This window comes from Klebsiella africana, from assembly GCF_020526085.1.
GTDB classification, from domain to species: Bacteria; Pseudomonadota; Gammaproteobacteria; order Enterobacterales; family Enterobacteriaceae; genus Klebsiella; species Klebsiella africana.
Genome location: NZ_CP084874.1, coordinates 92,937 through 117,101 on the forward strand (window position 1 = coordinate 92,937; position 24,165 = coordinate 117,101).

Annotated in this window: 21 protein-coding genes; 7 read left to right on the top strand and 14 right to left on the bottom strand. The window is 58.8% G+C overall.

Annotated features, from left to right (window positions below; genetic code table 11):
- Positions 1–35: 35 nt before the first annotated feature.
- Positions 36–1,751, bottom strand: coding sequence for an AsmA family protein (locus LGL98_RS00465; RefSeq protein ID WP_136033992.1), 1,716 nt, complete (start codon positions 1,749–1,751; stop codon positions 36–38).
- A gap of 151 nt (positions 1,752–1,902) precedes the next feature.
- Positions 1,903–3,294, bottom strand: a complete 1,392-nt coding sequence (locus tag LGL98_RS00470; RefSeq protein ID WP_136033991.1) for a nucleobase:cation symporter-2 family protein — start codon at positions 3,292–3,294, stop codon at positions 1,903–1,905.
- A 284-nt stretch (positions 3,295–3,578) separates the two neighbouring features.
- Between LGL98_RS00470 and gltS the strand changes: the two genes are divergently transcribed.
- On the top strand, positions 3,579–4,781 hold the full coding sequence (gene gltS / locus LGL98_RS00475; protein ID WP_136033989.1) for a sodium/glutamate symporter: 1,203 nt from the start codon (positions 3,579–3,581) through the stop codon (positions 4,779–4,781).
- Between the two features lie 114 nt (positions 4,782–4,895).
- On the opposite strand, the gene glpK is transcribed toward gltS, so the two are convergent.
- Together glpK and LGL98_RS00485 are read right to left on the bottom strand one after the other, a co-directional pair.
- Positions 4,896–6,407 (bottom strand): glycerol kinase GlpK, encoded by a 1,512-nt coding sequence (gene glpK / locus LGL98_RS00480; RefSeq protein ID WP_025713938.1) that lies wholly within the window; start codon positions 6,405–6,407, stop codon positions 4,896–4,898.
- A 21-nt stretch (positions 6,408–6,428) separates the two neighbouring features.
- A complete protein-coding gene (locus tag LGL98_RS00485; RefSeq protein ID WP_136033987.1) occupies positions 6,429–7,280 on the bottom strand; it encodes an MIP/aquaporin family protein in 852 nt (283 codons plus the stop codon).
- A 442-nt stretch (positions 7,281–7,722) separates the two neighbouring features.
- On the opposite strand from LGL98_RS00485, the gene zapB reads away from it, so the two are divergent.
- The 4 genes from zapB to LGL98_RS00505 all read left to right on the top strand — a co-directional run bounded on the left by zapB (position 7,723) and on the right by LGL98_RS00505 (position 11,410).
- Positions 7,723–7,968 (top strand): septal ring assembly protein ZapB, encoded by a 246-nt coding sequence (gene zapB / locus LGL98_RS00490; RefSeq protein WP_004150222.1) that lies wholly within the window; start codon positions 7,723–7,725, stop codon positions 7,966–7,968.
- Between the two features lie 149 nt (positions 7,969–8,117).
- Positions 8,118–9,107 carry a sulfate ABC transporter substrate-binding protein gene (locus LGL98_RS00495; RefSeq protein ID WP_136033985.1) on the top strand — a complete coding sequence of 330 codons (990 nt, stop codon included), beginning with the start codon at positions 8,118–8,120 and terminating at the stop codon, positions 9,105–9,107.
- 163 nt (positions 9,108–9,270) lie between these two features.
- Entirely contained in the window at positions 9,271–10,041 is a 771-nt protein-coding gene (locus LGL98_RS00500; RefSeq protein ID WP_168435391.1) for a CDP-diacylglycerol diphosphatase, read from the top strand.
- 64 nt (positions 10,042–10,105) lie between these two features.
- Entirely contained in the window at positions 10,106–11,410 is a 1,305-nt protein-coding gene (locus tag LGL98_RS00505; RefSeq protein WP_136033982.1) for an SLC13 family permease, read from the top strand.
- 92 nt (positions 11,411–11,502) lie between these two features.
- On the opposite strand, the gene tpiA is transcribed toward LGL98_RS00505, so the two are convergent.
- Positions 11,503–12,270 (bottom strand): triose-phosphate isomerase, encoded by a 768-nt coding sequence (gene tpiA / locus LGL98_RS00510; RefSeq protein ID WP_002922909.1) that lies wholly within the window; start codon positions 12,268–12,270, stop codon positions 11,503–11,505.
- Positions 12,271–12,379: 109 nt separating this feature from the next.
- Complete coding sequence (locus LGL98_RS00515; RefSeq protein ID WP_136033980.1) at positions 12,380–12,982, bottom strand: DUF1454 family protein; 603 nt, start codon at positions 12,980–12,982, stop codon at positions 12,380–12,382.
- A gap of 112 nt (positions 12,983–13,094) precedes the next feature.
- On the opposite strand from LGL98_RS00515, the gene LGL98_RS00520 reads away from it, so the two are divergent.
- Positions 13,095–13,523, top strand: coding sequence for a DUF805 domain-containing protein (locus tag LGL98_RS00520; protein WP_004173894.1), 429 nt, complete (start codon positions 13,095–13,097; stop codon positions 13,521–13,523).
- Here LGL98_RS00520 and fpr read toward each other — a convergent pair whose 3' ends face one another.
- The 7 genes from fpr to gmk all read right to left on the bottom strand — a co-directional run bounded on the left by fpr (position 13,524) and on the right by gmk (position 21,355).
- Complete coding sequence (gene fpr / locus LGL98_RS00525; protein ID WP_136033978.1) at positions 13,524–14,270, bottom strand: ferredoxin--NADP(+) reductase; 747 nt, start codon at positions 14,268–14,270, stop codon at positions 13,524–13,526.
- Between the two features lie 150 nt (positions 14,271–14,420).
- Entirely contained in the window at positions 14,421–15,431 is a 1,011-nt protein-coding gene (gene glpX / locus LGL98_RS00530; protein ID WP_002922903.1) for a class II fructose-bisphosphatase, read from the bottom strand.
- A 50-nt stretch (positions 15,432–15,481) separates the two neighbouring features.
- On the bottom strand, positions 15,482–17,563 hold the full coding sequence (recG, locus tag LGL98_RS00535; protein WP_136033976.1) for an ATP-dependent DNA helicase RecG: 2,082 nt from the start codon (positions 17,561–17,563) through the stop codon (positions 15,482–15,484).
- 5 nt (positions 17,564–17,568) lie between these two features.
- Positions 17,569–18,258 (bottom strand): tRNA (guanosine(18)-2'-O)-methyltransferase TrmH, encoded by a 690-nt coding sequence (gene trmH / locus LGL98_RS00540; protein WP_136033975.1) that lies wholly within the window; start codon positions 18,256–18,258, stop codon positions 17,569–17,571.
- A 4-nt stretch (positions 18,259–18,262) separates the two neighbouring features.
- On the bottom strand, positions 18,263–20,383 hold the full coding sequence (gene spoT, locus LGL98_RS00545; protein ID WP_004205080.1) for a bifunctional GTP diphosphokinase/guanosine-3',5'-bis pyrophosphate 3'-pyrophosphohydrolase: 2,121 nt from the start codon (positions 20,381–20,383) through the stop codon (positions 18,263–18,265).
- 18 nt (positions 20,384–20,401) lie between these two features.
- Entirely contained in the window at positions 20,402–20,677 is a 276-nt protein-coding gene (gene rpoZ, locus LGL98_RS00550) for a DNA-directed RNA polymerase subunit omega (protein ID WP_000135058.1), read from the bottom strand.
- A 54-nt stretch (positions 20,678–20,731) separates the two neighbouring features.
- A complete protein-coding gene (gmk, locus tag LGL98_RS00555) occupies positions 20,732–21,355 on the bottom strand; it encodes a guanylate kinase (protein ID WP_002922664.1) in 624 nt (207 codons plus the stop codon).
- A 257-nt stretch (positions 21,356–21,612) separates the two neighbouring features.
- Here gmk and ligB point away from each other — a divergent pair, with 257 nt between their 5' ends.
- Positions 21,613–23,289 carry an NAD-dependent DNA ligase LigB gene (gene ligB / locus LGL98_RS00560; protein WP_136033973.1) on the top strand — a complete coding sequence of 559 codons (1,677 nt, stop codon included), beginning with the start codon at positions 21,613–21,615 and terminating at the stop codon, positions 23,287–23,289.
- A gap of 5 nt (positions 23,290–23,294) precedes the next feature.
- Here ligB and LGL98_RS00565 read toward each other — a convergent pair whose 3' ends face one another.
- A complete protein-coding gene (locus LGL98_RS00565) occupies positions 23,295–23,912 on the bottom strand; it encodes a trimeric intracellular cation channel family protein (protein WP_136033971.1) in 618 nt (205 codons plus the stop codon).
- Between the last annotated feature and the right edge of the window lie 253 nt (positions 23,913–24,165).

The window sequence follows — 24,165 nt, forward strand, 5'->3', positions numbered from 1 at the left end:
CCTCTCCCCATGGAGGGGAGGGGGATGGGGCATCGCTATGGGGTGACGGGAGCGGGCGCTGGTGTGGTGGGGGCGGTATTGACCTCACCGTTGCGCATCGTTTGCGCCACCTGCTGTTTCTCCATATTTACGGCGCTGAGCTGTGCGTTGACCGTCGGCTTGAGCGGGGCATCCGCCTGCATGCTGCCGCTGGCGGTCAGCTGGACATTGCCATCCCCGCTAATGGGAAGCGAAGGCCAGCCCCAGGCCTGCAGAATATTCAGCGGCACGCCGCGGCCGGTAAAGCTGAGATTGACCTGGCGCTGCGGCAGCTGGGATACCGCGGCGGTGGCCTGCAGAATGCCGCGCTCGGTGAAGGCGCTAAGCTCAGTGATATTGACCGTCGAGGCGGTGGCGCTCAGCTTGAGTGACGGGCGGCGCACGTCAATCCGGTTAAAAGTCGCCGCCGCGGCGTTCAGCGTCGCGCTACCGTTCCATACCCCCCAACTGCCGTTTTTCACCAGCTGTAGCTCGCCGCCATAGCCGTCGAGAGCGGTAATTTGCCATGGGAAGGCAGGGTCGACATCGATGATCAGGTTGCGGCTGGCGCTGAATTTTTTCAGCGTCAGGCTTTGCAACCAGGCTGGCATCGGCTCCATCCACAGCTGTTTCCAGTTCGCCGGCAGCGTGTACTCCAGCCCGGCGAAGGCGGTATCGTCGAGCACCAGCGCGTTCCCGGCGCGCAGCCAGTTGCCGGAGGTGCGCACCATGCCACCCTCCCAGCGCGAAGTGAACTGGCGCAGCGCAATGCCCTGGGGAGAGAATTCGGCATTGAGGATCGGGTCGAAGAAGTGCAGCGAACCGTAGATAAATTCGCTGGCGTTCATCGACAGCGTGCCGTCCTGGCTCTGCCAGCCGCCGTGGCTAAGCGTCAGGTTGCGCAGGCTCAGGTCGAGGTCGGTTACCGCCCAGTCCGGCCCCTGCAGGCGGGCATCAGTGATATCCAGGCGGCCAATCTGCAGAGAGGGGACCGTGGTTAACGGCGCGAAAAACTCGGCCAGCGAGGCGGGGCTCTGCAGTCGAATCTCATTGAGCTGGAGGTTATCCACCAGCCAGCTGCCGTCGGCGCTGCGTTTCGCATTGCCGGTTAAGGTGCCACGGGCGATATCCGCGCCGAGGGTGGAGAGGGTGACCTCGCCATGATCAATCTTTCCCTGAATCAGAACGTTGCTGGCTTCGACGCCATTGAGCGTCATCGAGCCTGCGCTCATCTGGACCTGCGTCGTTTTTCCCAGCACATTGCCCGCCTCCGGCGTCCATGGACTGACGCCACCGGTGACGCGCTGCGCGCTGAGCGCCCAGCCGGTTTCCGGGCTGTTGAAAGCCATATTGCGCAACATCAGCCGGTCGGCAGCGAACGGCAGGTCGGCAGAGTGGGGTGACAGATTCAGGGTGCCGTCGTTCAGCACAATCTCATCTGCATGCAGCGGATCGCTAAACTGGCGGGTACTGAAGCCAATATCGACCGTTTTTGCCACCAGGGTGGCTGGCTTGCCTTCCCGACCAAAGGTGACGTTTTGCAGCTGCACATGAAGAGGAGAGGAGAAATCGTGTTCCATCGCATCGAAGGAGACCTGCCAGCCGGTGCCATTGCTGAGCCAGGCGCTGGCCTGGCGGGCACCCCAGTGGGTTTGCAGCAGGAACCACGCGCCAACAATGACGAGTAGTAGAGCGACTAGCAGCCAGAGAATCAGCTTTCCAAGAAATTTCATGGTCTTCCATTCTGTGAGATGCACATCACCGTGTTATGCCCGATTTAGGCGCACTTCTCAAGGCGGGCGTGGTTTATTTCGGTGATGGGGCCGGTGGCGGAGGGCAACGCTGGCGCGTCCCGGCCGATGGTACGACCGGGAGCGCGTCTAATCAGGCTTTTTCTGGCGGGAAAATTAAATTCAGAACAATCGCCGTGATGCCGCCGGCGGCAATCCCGGAGGAGAGCAGGTTTTTCAGCCAGTCCGGCGCGAACTGCAGGATCAGTGGCTGCTGTGACACGCCGAGACCCACCGCCAGCGACAGGGCGATAATCAGGATCGCGCGACGGTTCAGCGGCTCGCGGGAGACGATGCGTACGCCGGACGCGGCAATGGTGCCGAACATCACCAGCGTGGCGCCGCCGAGCACTGGCTCAGGGATATGCTGGACGAAGCCGCTCACCGCCGGGAACAGACCGAGGACGATCAGCATCAGGGCGACCACGAAGCCGACGTAGCGGCTGGCGACGCCGGTCAGCTGGATCACACCGTTGTTCTGGCCGAAGCAGGAGTTCGGGAAGGTGTTGAAAACCGCGGAAACAAAGGAGTTCAGGCCGTTAGCCAGCACGCCGCCTTTCAGGCGCTTCATATACAGCGGACCGGAGACAGGCTGTTCGGAGACGTCGGAGGTGGCGGTGATATCGCCGATGGTTTCCAGGGAGGTGATCATAAATACCAGCATCAGGGGCAGCAGCAGGCTCCAGTCGATGCCGAGGCCATAGTAGAGCGGCGTCGGAACGGTGATGAGGCTGCTGTTGGTTGAGTCGGTGTTGGCCGGCAGCATATCGAGGAACCATGCTGCCAGATAGCCCGCCGCCATGGCGATCACTAGCGAAGCGATGCGCAGGTACGGGTTGCGCTGGCGGTTGAGGATAATAATCAGCGCCAGCACGATGCCCGCCAGCAGCAGGTTCTTCGGCGCGCCAAAGGTATGGTCGGCCATCGCCGCGTAGCCGCCGCCGATGGAAGTCAGACCGACCTGAATTAGCGACAGGCCGATAATCATCACCACGACGCCGGAGACCAGCGGGGTAATGATGCGGCGCGCCAGATGCAGAACCCGGGAGAGGACCATTTCCGTGCAGCTGGCCAGCATCAGGGTGCCGAACAGGGCGGCCATCATTGTGGGGACGTCGGCGCCGCCGGTTTTCAGCGCGGTGCCGCCCATGATCAGCGGGGCGACAAAGTTGAAGCTGGTGCCCTGGATGGAGAGCAATCCGGAGCCGACCGGGCCCCAGGCTTTGATCTGGATAATGGAGGCGACGCCGGAGGCGAACAGCGACATGCTGATGATGTGTTGGGTATCTTGCGCCGGGAGACCGAGAGCCTGACAGATTAACAACGCCGGGGTGATCACCGCGACAAACATCGCCAGCAGGTGCTGGAAGGCGGCGAACAGGGTTTGCGGAAGCGGCGGGCGATCTTCGAGGCGGTAGATTAATTCGCTGGCTGGTTTATGCGCAACCGGTTGCGCATTTTCTGACTCTGCGGTGTTAACGGACATCACAAGCATTCCCAAGGTGGCAAAGCGGGAATTTTATCGGACTGTAGACCAAAAGCAAACGTTTGCCAGCGTTTAGCCATAAAAATTTATGCCGTGAATATGTGCAACGGGGTTATTAACATTTTGTATGCTAAATCGCATCATTAAGGATACAAAATATCTTTTTCTGTCATTTTTTCCGCCGTTCTGCGTAAAATCCCCCTCTGACTCCTCATGATGAGAAGCTAAAGACACCAGGAATATCGTCGCGTGTGAATGGATCATGCGCCCATAAGGAGCTTTTTATGTTTCACCTCGATACCTTATCGACGCTTGTTGCCGCAACGCTTGTGTTGCTACTTGGCAGAAAACTCGTACAAACCGTTCCCTTCCTCAAGAAATACACCATTCCTGAACCCGTTGCCGGCGGTCTGCTGGTGGCGCTGGCGCTGCTGGTACTGAAAAAAAGCATGGATATCGAAATTGATTTCGATATGAGCCTGAAAGACCCGCTGATGCTGGCGTTCTTCGCCACTATCGGCCTTAACGCTAACCTCGCCAGCCTGCGGGCGGGTGGCAAAGTGCTGGGCACGTTTCTGATCGTGGTGGTCGGCCTGCTGCTGTTGCAGAATGCCCTCGGTATCGGCATGGCGAAGCTGCTGGGGCTGGATCCGCTGATGGGGCTACTGGCCGGATCTATCACCCTTTCCGGCGGCCACGGTACCGGAGCGGCATGGAGCAAGCTGTTCGTCGAGCGCTACGGTTTTGCCAACGCCACCGAAGTGGCGATGGCCTGCGCGACCTTTGGTCTGGTGTTGGGTGGTCTGATCGGCGGCCCGGTGGCGCGTTACCTGGTGAAACACTCTTCCTCACCGGACGGCACACCGGACGATCAAATGGCGCCGACCGCCTTTGAAAAGCCGGACGTAGGGCGGGTGATCACCTCGCTGGTGCTGATTGAAAGTATTGCCCTGATTGCTATCTGTCTGACGGTGGGTAAGGTCGTTGCGCAATTGCTGGCGGGGAGCGTCTTCGAGCTGCCGACCTTCGTCTGCGTGCTGTTTATCGGTGTGATCCTCAGCAATAGCCTGGCGCTGGCGGGGCTGTATCGGGTGTTCGATCGCGCAGTATCGGTGTTGGGTAACGTCAGCCTGTCGCTGTTCCTCGCCATGGCGCTGATGAGCCTCAAGCTGTGGGAGCTAGCCTCTCTGGCGCTGCCGATGATTATTATCCTGGCGGTGCAGGCGCTGGCGATGGCGCTGTATGCGGTGTTCGTCACCTACCGGATGATGGGCAAAAACTACGATGCCGCGGTGCTGGCAGCAGGCCATTGCGGCTTTGGTCTGGGGGCAACACCAACGGCGATTGCCAATATGCAGGCGATTACTGACCGCTTTGGCCCATCGCATATGGCTTTCCTGGTGGTGCCGATGGTGGGGGCGTTCTTTATTGATATCGTCAACGCGCTGGTGATTAAGCTGTACCTGCTGCTGCCGATATTTGGCTGATAAAAAACCCGGAGGCGGTGCTGCGCACCTGTCCGGGCTACAAGATCGTGCTGTTTGGGGTTTTGTAGCCCGGCTAAGGCGTTTACGCCGCAAGCCGGGAATACCTCCACAATCTTACGCTTCGTCGTGCTCTTCCCACGCTAACGCGCGTTTCACCGCTTTCTTCCAGCCGCTGTAACGATAGTTGCGCTCGGTGGTTTCAATCCCCGGGCGGAATTCGCGCTCAATTACCGCTTTTTCCTGCAGCTCGTCCAGATTCTGCCAGAAACCGACCGCCAGACCGGCCAGGTAGGCCGCGCCCAGCGCCGTCACTTCGCGCACTTCTGGCCGCTCGACGCGGGTGCCGAGGATATCGGACTGGAACTGCATCAGGAAGTTGTTGGCCACCGCGCCGCCGTCCACGCGCAGAGCGTGCAGACGAATACCGGAGTCTGCCTGCATCGCCTCCAGCACATCGCGGGTCTGATAGGCGATAGACTCCAGGGTGGCACGAATAATGTGGTTTGAGTTCACGCCACGGGTCAGGCCGAAGATCGCGCCGCGGGCATACGGGTCCCAGTACGGCGCGCCAAGACCGGTGAACGCGGGTACCACGTACACACCGTTGGTATCCTTCACTTTGGTGGCGAAGTACTCGGAATCGAAGGCATCGCTGATGAGCTTCATCTCGTCGCGCAGCCACTGAATAGACGCGCCGGCCATAAACACCGCCCCTTCCAGCGCGTAGTTCACCTCGCCGCGCGGGCCACAGGCGATGGTGGTCAGCAGACCGTGGGTGGAAGTGACCGCTTTTTCTCCGGTATTCATCAGCATAAAGCAGCCGGTGCCGTAGGTGTTTTTCGCCATCCCTTCTTTGACGCACAGCTGGCCGAACAGGGCCGCCTGCTGATCACCGGCGATCCCGGCGATAGGAATACGAGTCCCGCCTTTACCACCAATGTTGGTCTGACCGTACACTTCGGACGACTTGCGCACTTCCGGCAGCATGGCGCGCGGAATATCCAGCGCGTCGAGCATCTTGTCGTCCCAGTCCAGGTCGTGGATGTTGAACAGCATGGTACGCGAGGCGTTGGTATAGTCGGTAACGTGCACGCGGCCCTGGGTCATCTTCCAGATAAGCCAGGTGTCCACGGTGCCGAACAGCAGCTCGCCGCGCTTCGCACGCTCACGGGAACCTTCGACATGGTCGAGGATCCATTTCACTTTGGTGCCGGAGAAGTAGGGGTCTACCACCAGGCCAGTGGCCTTGCGGATATACTCTTCCATTCCGTCACGTTTGAGCTGCTCGCAGATCTCTGCGGTGCGGCGGCACTGCCAGACGATAGCGTTGTAGATCGGTTTGCCGGTCTCGCGCTCCCATACCACCACGGTCTCACGCTGGTTGGTGATGCCGATGGCCGCGATCTGATCGGAGCTGATATCCGCTTTGGCCAGCGCTTCGACCAGCGTCGAGCTTTGGGACGCCCAGATTTCCATTGGGTCGTGTTCGACCCAGCCTGGCTTAGGATAAATTTGTTCAAATTCTCGCTGGGAGACGCTGACGATATTGGCATCATGATCCATCACAACGGCTCGGGAGCTGGTAGTGCCCTGGTCAAGCGCAACGATATATTTTTTGTCGGTCATAGTCGGTGTCCCGTAGTCAGATTACAGCGAAGCTTTATGTTGAGTGGTGGAAGAGGAGGGGCTCTGTTGCTCTTCCTCCACGCAGGTGTCGCAAGGCAGGTGACGGCCAATCAGCTTACGATAGCTGAATGCGCCCAGCGCCGCGCCGACCACCGGTGCGCACAGCGGCACCAGGAAATAAGGAATATCTTTGCCGCCGGTGAAGGCGACGTCACCCCACCCCGCCAGCCAGGCGAAGGCTTTCGGGCCGATGTCACGCGCCGGGTTCATGGCGAAGCCGGTCAGCGGTCCCATGGAGGCGCCAATCACCGCGATCAGCAGGCCAATCAGCAGCGGGGCCAGCGGGCCGCGCGGTATGCCGTTGCCATCGTCGGTCAGCGCCAGGATGACGCCCATCAGGATAGCGGTAATCACCATCTCTACCGCGAAGGCCTGCACAAAATTGATATGTGGGTTCGGGTAAGTGGAGAAGATGCCAGCCAGATCAAGGCTTTCCACGCTGCCGCGGACCATATGGTGGGTGGTTTCATAATCGAGGAAAAGATTGTAATAAAGCCCGTAAACTAATGCCGCAGCGCAAAAGGCGCCAGCGAATTGCGAAATAATAAAAGGGACCACTTTGCGGCCATCGAAGCAGGCGAACAGCCACAGTGCGATAGTCACCGCAGGGTTAAGGTGCGCACCGGAAACCCCGGCGGTCAGGTAGATCGCCATGGCGACGCCCAGACCCCAGATGATGCTGATTTCCCATTGCCCGAAGCTGGCTCCCGCGACCTTGAGCGCAGCCACGCACCCAACGCCGAAGAAGATCAACAACCCGGTACCGAGGAACTCTGCGATGCACTGGCCTTTTAAGGTTGATGTTTGGCTCATAATCGAATCCTGAAGCGTGGTGATGATTATTGTATGTAGGGTGGTCACGGACGACCATATTGCCATGTAGGCATAGTGTTAATTTATCGTTAACGAGCAAAAACGAGAAATATCGAACTTCAAATGTGTGTACCTCGTCAAGAAAATGAGCGTTTTCGCGCCATTCGCGCGCATTCAGACCTCTGCCGTAGCGTTTCACCTCGCATTTTGTTAACCATAAAATTAACAATGACTCATGAAGTACGAGCGAACTGCGCTGAAAGCACCAGGTAAAGACTGAAAAGTGTTGCAAACCGCAATCTGCGCGGCTTGCCGCTGGACAGGGGCGGCGGGGATTCATACAATCGACGATAACACCGCTATGTGCGCTAATTTTCGTTAAGGCGGGACCGCGTATACGAAACACGAGTTTCTATCAACGCCTTGCAAGTTCAGGAGAGGTATGACGATGTCATTAGAAGTGTTTGAGAAATTAGAATCTAAGGTTCAGCAGGCGATTGATACCATCACTCTGTTGCAGATGGAAATCGAAGAGCTGAAAGAGAAAAACAACACCCTGGTGCAGGAAGTTCAGAGCGCGCAGCATGGTCGCGAAGAGCTGGAGCGCGAAAACAGCCAGTTGAAAGAGCAGCAGCAGGGCTGGCAGGAGCGTCTGCAGGCGCTCCTGGGCCGTATGGAAGAAGTCTAATCGCTTCGCGCCCTCTCCCGTCCGGGAGGGGGCAATCCTCCCTCACCGCTTTATATCCACAAGTTATAGCCAATCTTTTTTTATTCTTTAATCATTGATTCGCTTTCTGGCACGCTTAGCCCATCACAACACATAAAGAGAGCGGTGCGATGAATAAGTGGGGCGTAGGGTTAACTCTGTTGCTGGCATCCGCCAGCGTTCTGGCAAAAGACTATCAGTTATTAAACGTATCTTATGATCCAACGCGCGAGCTGTACGAACAGTACAACAAAGCGTTCAGCGCGCACTGGAAGCAGGAGACCGGCGACAACGTGGTGATCCGCCAGTCGCACGGTGGTTCTGGCAAACAGGCGACTTCGGTAATTAACGGTATTGAAGCTGATGTGGTCACACTGGCACTCGCCTACGATGTCGACGCCATTGCTGAACGCGGCCGCATCGATAAAAACTGGCTGAAACGCCTGCCGGATAACTCCGCGCCGTATACCTCCACCATCGTGTTCCTCGTCCGCAAGGGCAACCCGAAACAGATCCATGACTGGAACGACCTGATCAAACCGGGCGTGTCGGTCATTACCCCGAACCCGAAAAGCTCCGGCGGCGCCCGCTGGAACTATCTGGCAGCCTGGGGCTATGCTCTGCATCAGAATCACGGCGACCAGGCGAAAGCCCAGGAGTTCGTCAAGGCGCTGTATAAAAACGTGGAAGTGCTGGACTCCGGCGCGCGTGGTTCGACCAATACCTTCGTAGAGCGCGGGATCGGCGATGTGCTGATCGCCTGGGAAAACGAAGCGCTGCTGGCGACCAACGAACTGGGCAAAGACAAGTTTGAAATCGTGACTCCGAGTGAGTCGATTCTGGCTGAGCCGACCGTCTCGGTGGTTGATAAAGTGGTGGATAAGAAAGGCACGCGCCAGGTAGCGGAAGCGTACCTGAAGTATCTCTACTCGCCGGAAGGCCAGGAGATTGCGGCGAAGAACTTCTACCGCCCGCGCGATCCGAATGTGGCGAAGAAATATGCTAATGAGTTCCCGAAACTGAAGCTGTTTACCATCGATCAGGAGTTCGGCGGCTGGACGAAAGCGCAGAAAGAGCACTTCTCCAACGGCGGCACCTTCGACCAGATTAGCCAGCGTTAATTCTTTTGGCCCTGCTTGCACTACGCTTAGCAGGGCTACAGTTCTGCACCGAGCCATAGCCCGGGTAAGGCGTCAGCCGCTGCCCGGGAAAACGCCTCACCCGTCATCTGTTTTCATTTAGTCATCAAATTACGTTACTCTTCCGCTTCAGGCTTAACAGGGAATGAAAATGAGAAGAGTAAGATACTTTTTGCTGGCGCTGCTGGTGGCGATCCTCGCGGCGCTGGCGGGCGGCTACTACTGGCTGCACTCTGGCAACCCGGACGCGTTGCGCAAGATTGTCCTGCAGCAGTGCGTTCCCCATCAGCAACAACAGCAAAACCCGTCGCCGTGCGCGGAAGTGAACCTCAAGGGCGGCTATGTGCTGTTTAAAGACCGTAACGGCCCGCTGCAGTATTTGCTGATGCCGACCTACCGCATCAACGGCACCGAAAGCCCGCTGCTGTTGGATCCGCTGACGCCGAACTTCTTCTGGCAGGCCTGGCAGGGGCGTGAGATCATGAGCCAGCGCCACGGCGCGCCGGTTCCTGATAACGCGATATCGCTGGCGATTAACTCGCGCAGCGGACGCACGCAAAACCATTTCCATATACATATCTCCTGCCTGCGCCCCGATGTGCGTGCGCAGTTAGATAAAGAGGCGGCGGCGGTGAGCAGTCGCTGGCTGCCGCTACCGGGTGGGCTCCAGGGCCATGAATACCTGGCGCGTCGGGTGACAGAGGCCGAACTGGCCCAGCGCAGCCCGTTCCTGATGCTGGCGGAAGAGGTGCCGGAAGCGCGCGAACATATGGGACGCTTCGCGCTGGCGATGGCGCAGCAAACCGACGGCTCATTGGTGCTGCTGGCGACGGAGCGTAACCTGCTGACCTTGAACCGGGCCTCAGCGGAAGAAATTCAGGATCATCGCTGCGCCATCCTTAACGCAAACCACTAGTTCTGGCGTTTACCTGTCTTACCTGTCGTCGTATTCTTGCTGAAAAAAACGACAGGAGACAGGCATGTCGCTCTGGCTTACCCACCCGCTGTTCCTTCCTTCACTGATTGTCGGCGTCACCATTCTCCTCTGGGCGACGTCGCTGCTACCGGAATTTATCACCGCGCTGCTGTTCTTCGCGGCGGCGATGATGACGAAAATCGCTCCGCCGGAAGTGATCTTCGGCGGCTTTGCCTCTTCGGCGTTCTGGCTGGTGTTCAGCGGCTTTGTGCTCGGCATCGCGATCCGTAAAACCGGGCTGGCGGACCGGGCGGCGCAGGCGCTGTCGGCCAGGCTCACCGACTCCTGGCCGAGGATGGTCGGCAGTGTGGTGTTGCTGAGCTATGCCCTGGCGTTCGTGATGCCCTCCAACATGGGACGCATCGCGCTGCTGATGCCGATCGTGGCGGCGATGGCCCGCCGCGCGGGTATTGCCGACGGCAGCCGCGGCTGGTTCGGCCTGGCGCTGGCGGTGGGGTTCGGCACCTTTCAGCTTTCGGCGACGATTTTGCCCGCCAACGTGCCAAATCTGGTGATGAGCGGCGCGGCGGAAGGCTCATACGGTATCCATCTGAATTATGTTCCCTATTTACTGCTGCATACGCCGGTGCTTGGCTGGCTGAAAGGGGCGGTGCTGGTGGCGCTGATTTGCTGGCTGTTTCCCGGCAAGCCGCATCCACCGCGTGACCTGGCGCCGCTGCCGCCGATGAGCCGCGACGAGAAGCGTCTGGTGTGGCTGCTGGCGGTGGTGCTGACGCTATGGGTGACTGAGAGCTGGCACGGCGTCGGCCCGGCGTGGACCGGCCTGGCAGCGGCTGTGGTGACGCTGCTGCCGCGGGTGGGCTTTATCAGCGGCGAGGAGTTTGCCAGCGGGGTGAATATGCGCACCTGCATTTACGTCGCCGGGATTCTGGGGCTGGCGATCGCCGTTACCCAAACCGGAATTGGCGGCGCGGTGGGTAATGCGCTGCTGCAAGTGATGCCCCTGGATAAAGACAATCCATTCACCAGCTTCCTGGCGCTGACCGGGATAACCAGCGCGCTGAACTTTATTATGACCGCTAACGGCGTCCCGGCGCTCTACACCACCTTTGCGCAGAGCTTTGCCGACGCGACCGGCTTTCCGCTGCTAAGCGTGATCATGATCCAGGTGTTGGGCTATTCCACGCCGCTGCTGCCCTATCAGGCGTCGCCGATCGTGGTGGCGATGGGGTTAGGCAAGGTCCCGGCGAGGGCGGGGATGCAACTGTGTCTGGCGCTGGCGGCGGTGAGTTATCTGATTTTGCTGCCGCTGGACTACGCGTGGTATCAGCTGTTGGGGAAACTGTAACGGTAAAAGAAAGCCCGGCTTGCGCTGTGCCAGGCCGGGCTCTCAAGTGTTGTCAGTCACCCCGGTCGCGTGTCGCCACCGGGAAAAGCGGATTACGCTTTTTTCGCTGCTTCTGCTGCTTTAACGATCACCGCGAAAGCGTCTGCTTTCAGGGATGCGCCGCCAACCAGCGCGCCGTCGATGTCCGGCTGGGTGAACAGCTCTGCGGCGTTGCCAGCGTTAACGGAACCGCCGTACTGGATGATCACTTGCTCAGCGATTTTCGCGTCAGCTTTAGCAATGTGGTCACGGATGAATTTGTGCACCGCTTGTGCCTGAGCCGGGGTCGCGGATTTGCCGGTACCGATAGCCCATACGGGTTCGTAAGCGATTACCACGCCTTCGAAAGCGGCAGCGCCCTGGGTTTTCAGCACGGCGTCGATCTGACGGGCGCAAACTTCTTCGGTTTTGCCCGCTTCGTTTTCCGCTTCGGTTTCACCGATGCACAGAACCGGGGTCAGACCCTGCTCTTTCAGCACGGCGAATTTCTTCGCGATCAGCTCGTCAGATTCTTTGTGGTAGGTACGACGCTCGGAGTGGCCAATGATGATGTACTGCGCGCCGATATCTTTCAGCATTTCGGCGGAGGTTTCGCCGGTGAAAGCGCCGGACAGATTCACGTCAACGTTCTGCGCGCCCAGGTGAATGTGGCTGCCTTCTGCCGCACGCTTAGCCAGGTCCAGATACATTTCCGGCGGGGCGATGGCAACTGCACAGCCGCTTACGCCAGCCAGTTCGGTACGCAGGTTCGCAACCAGTTCGTTTACCATGTGGCGGCTGCCGTTCAGTTTCCAGTTACCCATCACTAAAGGATGTCGCATTTTAATTCTCCACGCTACTTAAGCGAATTAAGGAATATAGCCGCCCCAGAGGGCAGCATGGTCTGTGAAACAGTATAGAGACTCGTCACTGGAAAGGCTTTGCTTTTTGTCATTTATTGTTGCCTTCCAGCGTTTCAGATAACGCCAGCTTAATCGGTTCAATGGCGAAGGTCAGGCCCTTTTCCCCATGATCTGCCACCACATAGCGTACGGCACCTTCGGTATCGGCTAAGTAGCGTTTGCCTTTGCCGACGGCCAGCAGTTTCTGCAGCTTTTGCTGGCTTTGCGCTGGGCTAAGGGTAGGCACGAAGGCGCGGATCATGGCGCTCATATACTCCAGCGCTTTGGCCTTCGCCGCTTTTTGTTCCGGCCCCTGGATCGGCAGCCAGGTGATCTGCATGGATTTGATCTTCAGCGTACCGCGCTCGAGCGCGGTAGAGGCATAAAGATTTTCGTTTATTTTGCTGGCGGCGCGGGTCAGGTTAGCCCGATCCCGGCTGGTTGATATCGAACGGAATTCGTTCAGGGGCAGCTTCGGGTTATCAGCGTTAAATTTTTCCCGGAACTGGCTGATCGACAGGTCAAAGCTCGGTGCGCCGGAGAGCAGGTAGGGCGCTGCAGCGGTCGTCGATTCGCTCTCTGCGGACAACGCGTGCGGGCCGACGGCAAGGCCCATCAGCCCACTTAACCACAAGATTGTCCACTTCTTCATGCCCGTCGTTCCTTTTTTTGCCTGCTGACGATTAAATCGGGAAGCGCGGCGCTTGTCAAAAAGTCACGACGCCAGGGTAAACTACGCAGACGATGATGATAAGGAAAAACTCATGACCCTACAGCAGTGGTTATTCTCAATTAAAGGGCGTATTGGCCGCCGCGATTTCTGGATCTGGATTGCCATCTGGCTGGTGACCATGAGCGCCCTGTTTACCCTGGCAGGTAGTAATCTGCTCAATCTGCAGACGGCAGCGTTTATTATTGTCTGCCTGCTGTGGCCGACGGCGGCGGTGGTGGTCAAGCGGCTACACGATCGCGGTAAATCCGGGCTGTGGGCGCTGCTGATGATTCTGGCGTGGATGCTGCTGGCGGGGAACTGGGCGATGCTGCCGCAGGTCTGGCAGTGGGGCGTCGGGCGCTTTGTGCCGACGTTGATTATCGTCATGATGTTGATCGACCTGGGGGCGTTTGTCGGCACCCAGGGCGAGAATAAGTTCGGCAAGGAGACCCAGGACGTGCGCTGGAAAGCGGACGCCTGATTACCAGTAGTGCTCCGCCGTCATGTGGCCCGGCCGGCGACGCAGATGTTTGGTCATCTGCCGGGTCTCTTTTAACAGCTGCTGGGTATCGCGCACCATTTGTGGGTTGCCGCACAGCATCACATGGCTGGTGTCTGTGGTCATTGGCAGACCGACGGCCTCTTCCAGCGCCCCGGTTTCAATTAAAAACGGTACCCGGCCGGTCAGCGAGCCTGCCACGGTTTCGCGGCTGACCACCGTCTGAATGCGGAGTTTGCCGGCGTAGCGCTGCTCCAGTTCGCGCATTAGCGGCAGATAGCTCAGGTCCGCGGCGTAGCGGACGGCGTGGACCAGCACCAGGTTATTAAAGCGCTCAAGGTCCTTGCCTTCCTGCAAAATTGACAGGTACGGCCCCAGCGCAGTGCCGGTCGCCAGCATCCACAGGGTATCGCAATCCGGTACCTCCTCGAGGACGAAGAAGCCTGCCGCTTCACTCACCACCAGGACTTCATCGCCCGGCTTCAGCGCCGCCAGACGCGGGCTCAGCTTGCCTTCCGGGACGGTCACCAGATAGAACTCGAGATCGGGATTGCCGGGAGCATTGACGTAGGAGTAGGCGCGCTGCACGCGCTCGCCGTCGATTTCCAGCCCAAGCTTGGTAAATTGCCCGGCGGTAAACGGCTGGACAGGCGCCCGCACGTACAAACTGAACAAAGCATCCGTCCAGTACTCCACTTTTGTCACTTTGCCGCTAACCCAGTCCGCCATCGTCTTCTCCTGTTGCCAAGCGATGCCTTATCTTCGGTCCAGACGAGCCAGATTTCCACCCCGAAGGCGCAAGAAAGCTCTATTGATCAAATATAAACGAAGAACAGGGCAACCGCCTGCGGACGGTTGCCTGAGAGAGAAAAAGCGGTATTACAGGATGTGCTGCTGGATGTCCGGATCTTTACGGTCGAGGTAATGAATCGACTGGATACGACGGATAGTGCGTGACTTGCCGCGGATCAGCAGCGTCTCGGTAGTGGCCATGTTGCCCTTGCGGGTGATGCCGTCCAGCAGATCGCCTTTGGTGATCCCGGTGGCGGAGAAGACGACATTATCGCTGCGCGCCATTTCATCCAGACGCAGCACTTTGCCCGCTTCAATGCCCATGGTTTTGCAGCGCGCCAGCTCGTTTTCACCGATGCGGCGGTTCTCTTCGTTATCGCCCTTCACGTGGTGGCGAGCCAGCAGACGCCCTTGCATATCACCGTCGAGGGCGCGGATCACCGCGGCGGAAACCACCCCTTCCGGCGCGCCGCCGATGCCGTACAGCACGTCGACTTCGCTATCCGGCATGCAGGTGAGAATAGAGGCCGCGACGTCGCCATCGGGAATCGCGAATACACGCACGCCCAGCTGCTGCAGTTGGGCAATGACCGCGTCGTGGCGCGGTTTCGCCAGCACGGTGACGGTCAGCTCGCCCAGCGGCTTGTTCAGGGCGCGGGCGATATTGTGCAGGTTCTCTTCCAGCGGCAGATTGAGATCGATAGCGCCTTTAGCGCCCGGACCGACGATCAGCTTTTCCATATACATATCCGGTGCGTTGAGGAAGCAGCCCTTATCGCCGACCGCCATCACTGCCAGGGCGTTGGCCTGGCCCATCGCCGTCATGCGGGTGCCTTCGATGGGATCGACGGCGATATCGACCGCATCGCCCTTGCCGGTACCCACTTTTTCGCCAATATAGAGCATTGGCGCTTCATCGATTTCGCCCTCGCCGATGACGATGGTGCCGTCGATATTGACGAGGTTAAGCATAATGCGCATGGCGTTAACCGCTGCGCCGTCGGCGGTATTCTTATCGCCGCGGCCCAGCCATTTATAGCCCGCCAGCGCGGCGGCTTCGGTGACACGCGAAAATTCGATGGCCAGTTCTCGTTTCATAATCCACTCGTTGTGTAGAAAAGTTGCCCGCAGCGCGGCAAAAGTGCGCGCTACGCGTTGGAATAGCGTTCGGTTTCTGGCATCCAGCGCTCGATAAGCGCCTGGGCCTGCAGCGGATAGCGTTCATGAATGTGGCGAGCAATGCGCTGAACGTCGGGGATCATCGCCTGATCGCGCAGCAAGTCCGCTACTTTAAACTCGGCATTGCCGGTCTGGCGGGTACCGAGCAGCTCGCCGGGGCCGCGTATTTCGAGGTCTTTCTGGGCGATGACGAAACCGTCGTTGCTGTCGCGCAGCACCTGCAGGCGTTTCTGTGCCGTTTTAGAGAGCGGCGATTTATAGAGTAGCACGCAGTGGGAAGCGACCGCGCCGCGTCCGACGCGCCCTCTGAGCTGGTGGAGCTGCGCCAGGCCCAGACGTTCCGGGTTTTCAATAATCATCAGGCTTGAGTTAGGCACGTCGACGCCGACTTCAATCACCGTGGTGGCCACCAGCAGGTGCATTTCGCCCTGCTTGAAGGCCTGCATCACCGCCTGCTTCTCCGCCGGTTTCATCCGCCCGTGGACGAGGCCGATATTGAGCTCCGGCAGCGCCAGTTTGAGCTCTTCCCAGGTGGCTTCCGCCGCCTGGGCTTCCAGCAGATCGGACTCTTCAATCAGCGTACAGACCCAATAGGCCTGGCGACCTTCATGGGTACAGGCGTTGCGCACGCGGTCGATAATATCGCTGCGCCGGGTGTCCGGGATGGCGACGGTAGTCACCGGAGTTCGGCCTGGCGGCAGCTCGTCGATAATCGAGGTGTCCAGATCGGCGTAGGCGGTCATCGCCAGGGTGCGGGGGATCGGCGTGGCGGTCATGATTAGCTGATGCGGGTGGAATCCCTGCTGCTGACCTTTCTCCCACAGCGCCAGCCGCTGATGCACGCCGAAGCGGTGCTGTTCGTCGATAATCACCAGCGCCAGACCGTTAAACTGCACTTGCTCCTGGAAGATGGCGTGGGTGCCGACAATCATCTGTACCTCACCGCTGGCGATAGCCTCCTGCTGCGCCTGACGGGCTTTGCCTTTCTGTTTGCCCGCCAGCCAGCCGACTTCAATACCCAGCGGTTCAAACCAGTTGCGGAAGTTATTGGCATGCTGCTCGGCAAGCAGTTCGGTGGGCGCCATCAGCGCCACCTGTTTGCCGTGGGCGATAGCGCGCAGGGCGGCCAGGGCAGCGACCAGGGTTTTACCGGAGCCGACGTCGCCCTGCACCAGGCGCATCATCGGCACGTCCAGCGCCATATCGTGTTCAATCTCGGCGGTAACCCGCGCCTGCGCGCCGGTGGGCTTAAAGGGCAGGGAGGCCAGCAGTTGGTTTTTAAGGGTATCGTTGGCGCCGAGCGGCAGGGCGTGATAGCGCTGGGCGCCTGCCCGCAGCGCCAGCATGCTGAGGTTATGCGCCAGCAGCTCTTCCAGAATCAGACGCTGCTGCGCCGGATGCTTGCCGCTCTCCAGCTCGCTAAGTTGCAAGGAGGGCGGCGGACGGTGCAGCGTACGCAGCGCCTCCGGCAGGCTCATCATCCCCTGCGCCAGCTCCGGCGGCAGGAGTTCGCTAATCGCGCAGGTTTCCAGGAGCTCAAGCGCCTGATCGGTGAGCTTGCGCAGCGTCGCCTGCTTGATGCCTTCGGTGGTCGGATAGACTGGGGTTAACGTTTCCTGCAGCTCCGGAGTACTCATATCGCCCTGGACGCGGTATTCCGGGTGGATCATCTCGGCGCCGTACTTCCCGCGTTTGGCTTCACCGTAGGCCAGCACCCGACGACCGGTCGCGAGGCTATTTTTCATCGCCGCGTTGAAGTTGAAAAAGCGCATGGTGAGGATGCCGGTGCCGTCGCTGATCTGGCAGGTCATCATCCGCCGGCCGCCGAAAGTGATATTGCTGTTGAGCACTTCGCCTTCCACGGTGGCATAAACTCCGGGAAGCAGCTCGGCTATCGGGTAAAGATGGGTGCGATCTTCGTAGCGTAAAGGCAGGTGCAGCAGCAGATCCTGGACCGTATGCAGGCCAATCTTCGCCAGTTTGCTGCTCTGCACAGCGCCCACACCGGTGAGTGAACTGAGCGGAACGGCATCTAACAGGCGGCCTGACATTGGGTTTACCTCGCAGCCTGCATGGTGGCCCACCACGCGGCATCGGCTTCCACTTCGCCCTGCTCGTTAACGTGGGGGTACGGCAGACCTTTTTGCCGGGCGACGCGGGCCAGCACCGGATAACCGCCTTCGAACAGCAGTCGCTGCTGCTCTTGCGGCGCCAGCATGCTGTTGTCGCGTTGGTACATCCCGGCGTTCTGCCGCTGACGCTGCGCCTCGTAGAGGATCAGCGCCGAGGCGACGGAGACGTTCAGCGACTGTACCATACCGATCATCGGGATAATGATGTCCTGATCGGCTAGCGCCAGCGCTTCCTGGGTGATGCCGGTTTTTTCCTGACCCATCAGGATGCAGGTTGGACGCGTATAGTCGATTTCACGAAAATCGATGGCTTTGTCGGAAAGGTGAGTGGCAAGAATTTGCATGCCCTGGCCTTTCAGGTGGCTGACGGCATCGGCGATAGTGCGGTGGGTTTTCACCTGCACCCAGCTGTTGCTGCCCGCGGCAGCGGAGGCCATGGTACGCATTCGGCTGCTCGGCCAGACGGCATGCACCTCGTGGACGCCAACGGCATCTGCGGTCCGGATGACCGCAGAGACGTTATGAGGCTTATGGACCTGCTCCATGCAGACCGTCAGGTCAGGCTGACGCCTGGCGAGCATCTCGCAGATACGCTCGTAGCGCTTAGAGTTCATAAAGCTAGTTTCGGTTACGGGTGACTTTAATCACGTCCGGCATGACGCGGATTTTGCGCATGATATTCGCCAGATGCACGCGGTCGCGGGCGGTCAGGCGGATAAAGGCGCTGTATACGCGGCCATCTTTCTCTTCCGTATTCAGGCTCTGGATATTGGAAGACGCGGTGTTGATCGCCGCCGTCAGGTTCGCCAGCGCGCCCTGGTGGTTAAACATGTCCACCTTGATTTCGGTGATGAACTCCTGAGCGGTCTCTTTATCCCACTCAACCGCCATAAACTTCTCCGGCTCTTTCTGGTAGCCGCGAATGTTACGACAGGATTCATGGTGGATAACCAGCCCTTTACCCGGACTGACGTGGGCGATAATCGGGTCACCTGGGATTGGGCGGCAGCATTTGGCGAAGGTGATCAGCACGCCATCGGCGCCTTTGATTGGCAGATGGCCGTGGTTCGACGCGTTAGCCGGTACTGGTGCCGCAGCGGCTTCACCCTGCTGCAGGTTTTTCGCCACCACCACGCTCATGGCGTTGCCCAGACCGATCTCTGCCAGCAGATCGTCAAGGGAGGCCAGCTTCATGCGATCGAGTTCGCGCTGGATATTCTCCGGCGGGATCTCGGCGAGTTTGCGGCTACCGCCCAGCGCGTGATTGAGCAGACGACGGCCAAGGCTGACCGAATCGTCGCGCTTAAGGTTTTTCAGCAGCTGACGGATCTTGGCGCGCGCTTTCGAGCTGACGACAAAGTTCAGCCAGGCGGCATTCGGGCGTGCGCCCGGCGCGGTAATGATTTCGACAGTCTGACCGCTGGAGAGCGGCTGCGACAGCGGATAGGGCTGACGGTCGACGCGCGCACCGACGCAGGCATGGCCGATATCGGTATGCACCGCGTAGGCGAAATCCACCGGCGTGGCGCCAGCGGGCAGCTCGACAATGCGCCCTTCCGGGGTGAAAACGTAAATCTCATCCGGGAACAGATCGGATTTCACGCTCTCGATAAATTCAAACGAGCTACCGGCGCTCTGCTGCAGCTCCAGCAGGCTTTGCATCCAGCGCTGAGCGCGGATCTGCGCAGTGGTGCTGCTTTCGCCGCCGTGCTCTTTATAAGCCCAGTGCGCCGCGACCCCCATTTCCGCCATCTGGTCCATGTCTTCGGTACGAATTTGTACCTCGACCGGGACGCCGTGGGGACCGATCATCGAGGTGTGCAAAGACTGATAGCCGTTCGCTTTCGGAATGGCGATGTAATCTTTGAAACGACCTGGACGCGGTTTATAGAGGCTGTGCATCTGGCCAAGCACGCGGTAGCAGACATCGGCATCATGAACGATAACGCGGAAGGCGTAGATATCCATGATCGAGTGAAAACGTTGCTCTTTGAGCACCATTTTGCAGTAGATGGAGTACAGATGCTTTTCGCGACCGCTGACGCGGCAGGGGATCCCCGCTTCCTGCAAACGCCCTTCGATTTCAGAGAGGATCTTTTGGATCATCTCTTTGCGGTTGCCGCGCGCCGCTTTGACCACCTCTTTAATGACGCGGTAGCGGTTAGGGTACAGCGCTTCAAAGCCCAGCTCTTCGAGCTCGGTTTTGATGTGATGGATACCTAAACGGTGCGCCAGCGGGCTGTAAATTTCCAGCGTTTCGCGGGCGATGCGGCGGCGTTTATCCGGGCGCAGCGAGCCCAGAGTACGCATGTTGTGGGTGCGGTCGGCAAGCTTGATGAGTATGACGCGGATGTCCTGCACCATCGCCATGATCATTTTGCGAAAGTTTTCGGCCTGCGCCTCTTTCTTATCGCGGAACTTGAGCTTATCAAGTTTCGACACCCCCTCTACCAGCTCGGCGACGCTTTTACCAAAAAGCTGTTCCATGTCCTGGTAGGTGGCGGGGGTATCTTCAATCACATCATGCAGCAGCGCGGCCATCAGCGTTTCATAGTCGAGCTTCATCTCGGCCAGAATGCAGGCTACCGCGACCGGGTGCGTGATATAGGGTTCACCGCTTGAACGTGTCTGACCCTCGTGAGCGTCACGTGCAACGAGATACGCCTGCCGCAGACGCTTAATCTGGTCTTCCGGCAGGTAGTTTTGAATCAGCTGATTCAGGCTTTCAAACAGATACAAGGGCGACCCGCTGTGTGATTAACGACGACCTTCAGCAATCGCGGTAACGGCTTGTAATTCAGCGGCTTCCTGCTCTTGCTGTTCCTGGCGCTCACGTACGTCGAGGATCTGGTTGTTGATCAGACCTTCTTCGATTTCGCGCAGTGCGATAACGGTGGTTTTATCGTTTTCTTCCGGTACCAGCGGATCCTTTCCGCCTACCTGCATCTGACGAGCGCGACGCGCGGCGACCAGTACCAGGTCAAAACGGTTACCAATTTTCTCTACAGCGTCCTGAACAGTTACGCGTGCCATACTTAAAATGCTCCACAGGTGAAGAAATGACTGGGCATGATACTGAATGTGGGTTCAGTCTGCCAATAGTTTGGTGATTAAAGCGCCATGTCGCTGCTTTTGGCGGCTCATGCGCAGACGTTCAGCGCGGATGATATTTTTCAGGTCGCTCAGGGCGGTGTCAAAATCATCGTTCACAATCAGGTAATCATATTCCGCGTAATGGCTCATTTCCGCAACGGCCTGGGCCATCCGTTTCGCGATCACCTCTTCGCTGTCCTGGCCGCGGCCGCGCAGGCGACGGTCCAGTTCATCTTTTGACGGCGGCAGAATAAAAATGCTGCGTGCGCCGGGCATGCTTTTACGGATCTGCTGCGCGCCTTGCCAGTCGATATCGAGGAAGACATCGACGCCGGTCGCCAGCACCTGCTCAATCGCTTTACGCGACGTGCCGTAATAGTTGCCAAAGACCTCTGCATGTTCCAGAAACGCGTTTTCGCCAATCATCGAGCGGAATTCGTCGTGATTCACGAAGAAATAGTGTTCGCCGTGCACTTCACCCGGACGCGGCGCCCGCGTGGTATGGGAAACCGATACCTGGGTGTCATACAACGGTTGGGTTTTTAATAAAGCCTGAATCAGGCTGGATTTACCCGCGCCGCTAGGGGCGGAAACAATATAAAGCGTGCCTTGAGCCATGAGTGTCTTTTGTATGTGGTTATCGAAAGAGGTCCTACATACGAGCCTATTATACACGTCGCCGCGGCGTGACGCAGTCATTGTCACACTTTTTGCCGCTGTTTCTTTCATTTTGCCTACCGTTTTCCTGAATTCGCCAGCCGTTGTTGCAATAGGGCGTAAATCCTGGAAGGCGCTTCGCAAACCGAAAAAGTACCTGTCGCGGTTCGCGGTGCGCTACAGCAGACTCTCCGCCAGGTGATGAAGGAGGGACTGCAATGCGTAAAGGAGGGTGGTGGCTGGCGCTAGGGATGTTCTCTGCCAGCGCGCTGGCGACGTGTCCGGACTGGCCGCCGGCCAAAGGAAGGCAAGAGATTTCACGCCTTCATCAGCAAATTGTCGCCTGGAAAGAGGCCTACTGGCGTCAGGGCGCCAGTGAGGTGAGCGATGACGTTTACGACCAGCTCAGCCTGCGTCTTGCGCAATGGCGGCACTGTTTTCCGGGCGCAACGCCTGAAGATGACGATCTGCCTCCGCCGACGGGGGATACGCGTCACCCGGTGGCCCATACCGGTGTGCGCAAGCTGGCGGATGAGGCCAGCGTTGCCCGCTGGATGAAAAATAAAACCGACCTGTGGATACAGCCTAAAGTGGACGGCGTGGCGGTCACGCTAGTCTATCGGCAGGGGCGTCTGGTTCAGGCCATTAGCCGCGGCGATGGTCTGCGCGGTGAGGCATGGACCGCCCGAGCGCGGCAGATCCCAGCGCTGGCGAAAGTGACGACCGGTGAACTGGCCAACAGCGTGCTGCAGGGGGAGCTGTTTCTGCGCCGGGACGGCCATGTTCAGCAGCAGGCTGGAGGGATGAACGCGCGGGCGAAAGTCGCCGGGTTGATGATGCGAGCCGACGCGGCGGCTGCGCTTAGCCAACTGGACGTTTTTATCTGGGCCTGGCCAGACGGCCCGTCGGATATGCGCCGTCGGCAGGCAATGCTGACGCAGGCGGGGTTTAAGTACAGCGGGCAATATACCTACCCGGTGACACGCGTCGAGCAGGTGGCGCAGTGGCGCCAGCGCTGGTATCGCTCACCGCTGCCCTTCGTGAGCGACGGTGTGATTGTGCGCGAAGGTCGTGAGCCGCCGGGTCGAGTCTGGTCGCCCGGAAAGGGAGAATGGCTGGCAGCCTGGAAATATCCTCCGGCATCGCGGGTGATGGAGGTGCGGGCGATCCATTTCAGTACCGGCCGCAGCGGCAGACTCAACGTGGTGGCCCAGCTTGAACCCCTTCGGCTGGATGACAAACGGGTGCAGCGGGTTAACGTTGGCTCTGTATCCCGCTGGCTGGCGCTGGATATTGGAGTTGGCGATCAGCTGCAGATCAGTCTGGCGGGGCAGGGTATTCCTCGGATCGACGCCGTCGTCTGGCGGACGGCCGAGCGCCATAAACCGGCGCCGCCGGCGGCTAAATTCAATGCGCTAAGCTGCTATTTCGCCACCCCTGAGTGCAGCGAACAGTTTCTTTCCCGGCTGATCTGGCTGTCATCAAAGTCCGCGCTGGATGTCGATGGCGTGGGGGAAAATTTATGGCGCGCCATTCAGCAGCAAAACCCGATGACCCATATTTTTTCCTGGCTGGCGCTTACGGTGGAGCAGCTGCAGGCGGTGCCAGGGATCTCCGCCGCCCGCGGGCAGCACCTCTGGCATCAATTTGATCTCGTTCGCAAACGGCCTTTTATCCGCTGGGTGCTGGCGATGGGGCTCCCGGTACCTCAGGGGGCGCTGGCTCAGCTCGAAAGCGAGAACTGGCATCGGCTGGCGGCAAAAAGTGAAGCGCAATGGCGCGCGCTGCCGGGCGTGGGGGAGATCAGAGCCCGCCAGCTGGTGGCTTTCCTGCATCACCCGGACGTGGTGGCGCTGGCGCAATGGCTTAGTGGGCAGCGCATCCCCGGGTTTTGAGACAACTAGTGGATATCATGAGTGTAGTGGAAGACCGGTAGCCCCAGTTTCCAGCGCAGCGCCAGCATGCGGGCGGTAAAACCGAACAGCAGCGTGGCCAGTACCACCACATCGTGGCTGCTGACGTAATGTTGCAGGGCAATATAGAGCACGGCTGCGGCAAATGAGATCCCGGCATATAGCTCTTTCTGGAAGACCAGCGGAATGCGTTTGCAGAACATATCGCGCAGTACGCCGCCAAAAACGCCGGTGATGACCGCGGCGATAGAGGCGATGATCGGGCCTTCGCCCATATCCAGGGCGATCTGCGCGCCGATGATGGAAAACACGATCAGCCCCAGCGCGTCCAGCACCAGAAACAGCCGACGAAGATGCGGCATCACCGGAGCGGCAATGGTGGTGAGGACGGCGGCGACAGCGACAATAATGACATATTCCGGATGTTTCACCCAGCCGAGAGGATAATGTCCCAGTAGGATATCGCGAACAGAACCCCCGCCCAGCGCGGTCGCGGTGGCGATAATGATGACGCCAAACGTGTCCATCCGCCGGCGCCCGGCAGCCAGTGCGCCGGTCATGGCTTCCGCGGTGATACCGATTAAATACAGAACATGAAGCAGCATAGATCCCCCCAGGTAATGGCGGGCAGGTTAACGATTCGTGCGCAGGATCACGATTGAGATTTTCTAAAGCGAATCATTTACGCCAGGAAAAATTAATGAACACGGCGACGGTGATGGCTTTGTCTAAAGGTTTAATACTTTCTTATTAATTTTTATCGATTAGAAAAAGTAATGCCAAATGAAGCGATCAGCATCACTGTCGAAAACACGATGAATACTCAATGTTTAAGTATCGTCCTTTATTCTTTTATTT

Bases quoted from the DNA above. Each gene is read 5' to 3' on its own strand.
- fpr (WP_136033978.1), bottom strand. From the start codon at position 14,270: ATGGCGGACTGGGTTAGCGGCAAAGTGACAAAAGTGGAGTACTGGACG.
- LGL98_RS00470 (WP_136033991.1), bottom strand. From the start codon at position 3,294: ATGTCCGTTAACACCGCAGAGTCAGAAAATGCGCAACCGGTTGCGCAT.
- glpX (WP_002922903.1), bottom strand. From the start codon at position 15,431: ATGAAACGAGAACTGGCCATCGAATTTTCGCGTGTCACCGAAGCCGCC.
- LGL98_RS00520 (WP_004173894.1), top strand. From the start codon at position 13,095: ATGACCCTACAGCAGTGGTTATTCTCAATTAAAGGGCGTATTGGCCGC.
- LGL98_RS00500 (WP_168435391.1), top strand. From the start codon at position 9,271: ATGAAAATGAGAAGAGTAAGATACTTTTTGCTGGCGCTGCTGGTGGCG.
- ligB (WP_136033973.1), top strand. From the start codon at position 21,613: ATGCGTAAAGGAGGGTGGTGGCTGGCGCTAGGGATGTTCTCTGCCAGC.
- LGL98_RS00465 (WP_136033992.1), bottom strand. From the start codon at position 1,751: ATGAAATTTCTTGGAAAGCTGATTCTCTGGCTGCTAGTCGCTCTACTA.
- LGL98_RS00515 (WP_136033980.1), bottom strand. From the start codon at position 12,982: ATGAAGAAGTGGACAATCTTGTGGTTAAGTGGGCTGATGGGCCTTGCC.
- LGL98_RS00485 (WP_136033987.1), bottom strand. From the start codon at position 7,280: ATGAGCCAAACATCAACCTTAAAAGGCCAGTGCATCGCAGAGTTCCTC.
- recG (WP_136033976.1), bottom strand. From the start codon at position 17,563: ATGTCAGGCCGCCTGTTAGATGCCGTTCCGCTCAGTTCACTCACCGGT.
- tpiA (WP_002922909.1), bottom strand. From the start codon at position 12,270: ATGCGACATCCTTTAGTGATGGGTAACTGGAAACTGAACGGCAGCCGC.
- gltS (WP_136033989.1), top strand. From the start codon at position 3,579: ATGTTTCACCTCGATACCTTATCGACGCTTGTTGCCGCAACGCTTGTG.
- LGL98_RS00505 (WP_136033982.1), top strand. From the start codon at position 10,106: ATGTCGCTCTGGCTTACCCACCCGCTGTTCCTTCCTTCACTGATTGTC.
- LGL98_RS00495 (WP_136033985.1), top strand. From the start codon at position 8,118: ATGAATAAGTGGGGCGTAGGGTTAACTCTGTTGCTGGCATCCGCCAGC.
- LGL98_RS00565 (WP_136033971.1), bottom strand. From the start codon at position 23,912: ATGCTGCTTCATGTTCTGTATTTAATCGGTATCACCGCGGAAGCCATG.
- glpK (WP_025713938.1), bottom strand. From the start codon at position 6,407: ATGACCGACAAAAAATATATCGTTGCGCTTGACCAGGGCACTACCAGC.
- trmH (WP_136033975.1), bottom strand. From the start codon at position 18,258: ATGAACTCTAAGCGCTACGAGCGTATCTGCGAGATGCTCGCCAGGCGT.
- rpoZ (WP_000135058.1), bottom strand. From the start codon at position 20,677: ATGGCACGCGTAACTGTTCAGGACGCTGTAGAGAAAATTGGTAACCGT.
- zapB (WP_004150222.1), top strand. From the start codon at position 7,723: ATGACGATGTCATTAGAAGTGTTTGAGAAATTAGAATCTAAGGTTCAG.
- gmk (WP_002922664.1), bottom strand. From the start codon at position 21,355: ATGGCTCAAGGCACGCTTTATATTGTTTCCGCCCCTAGCGGCGCGGGT.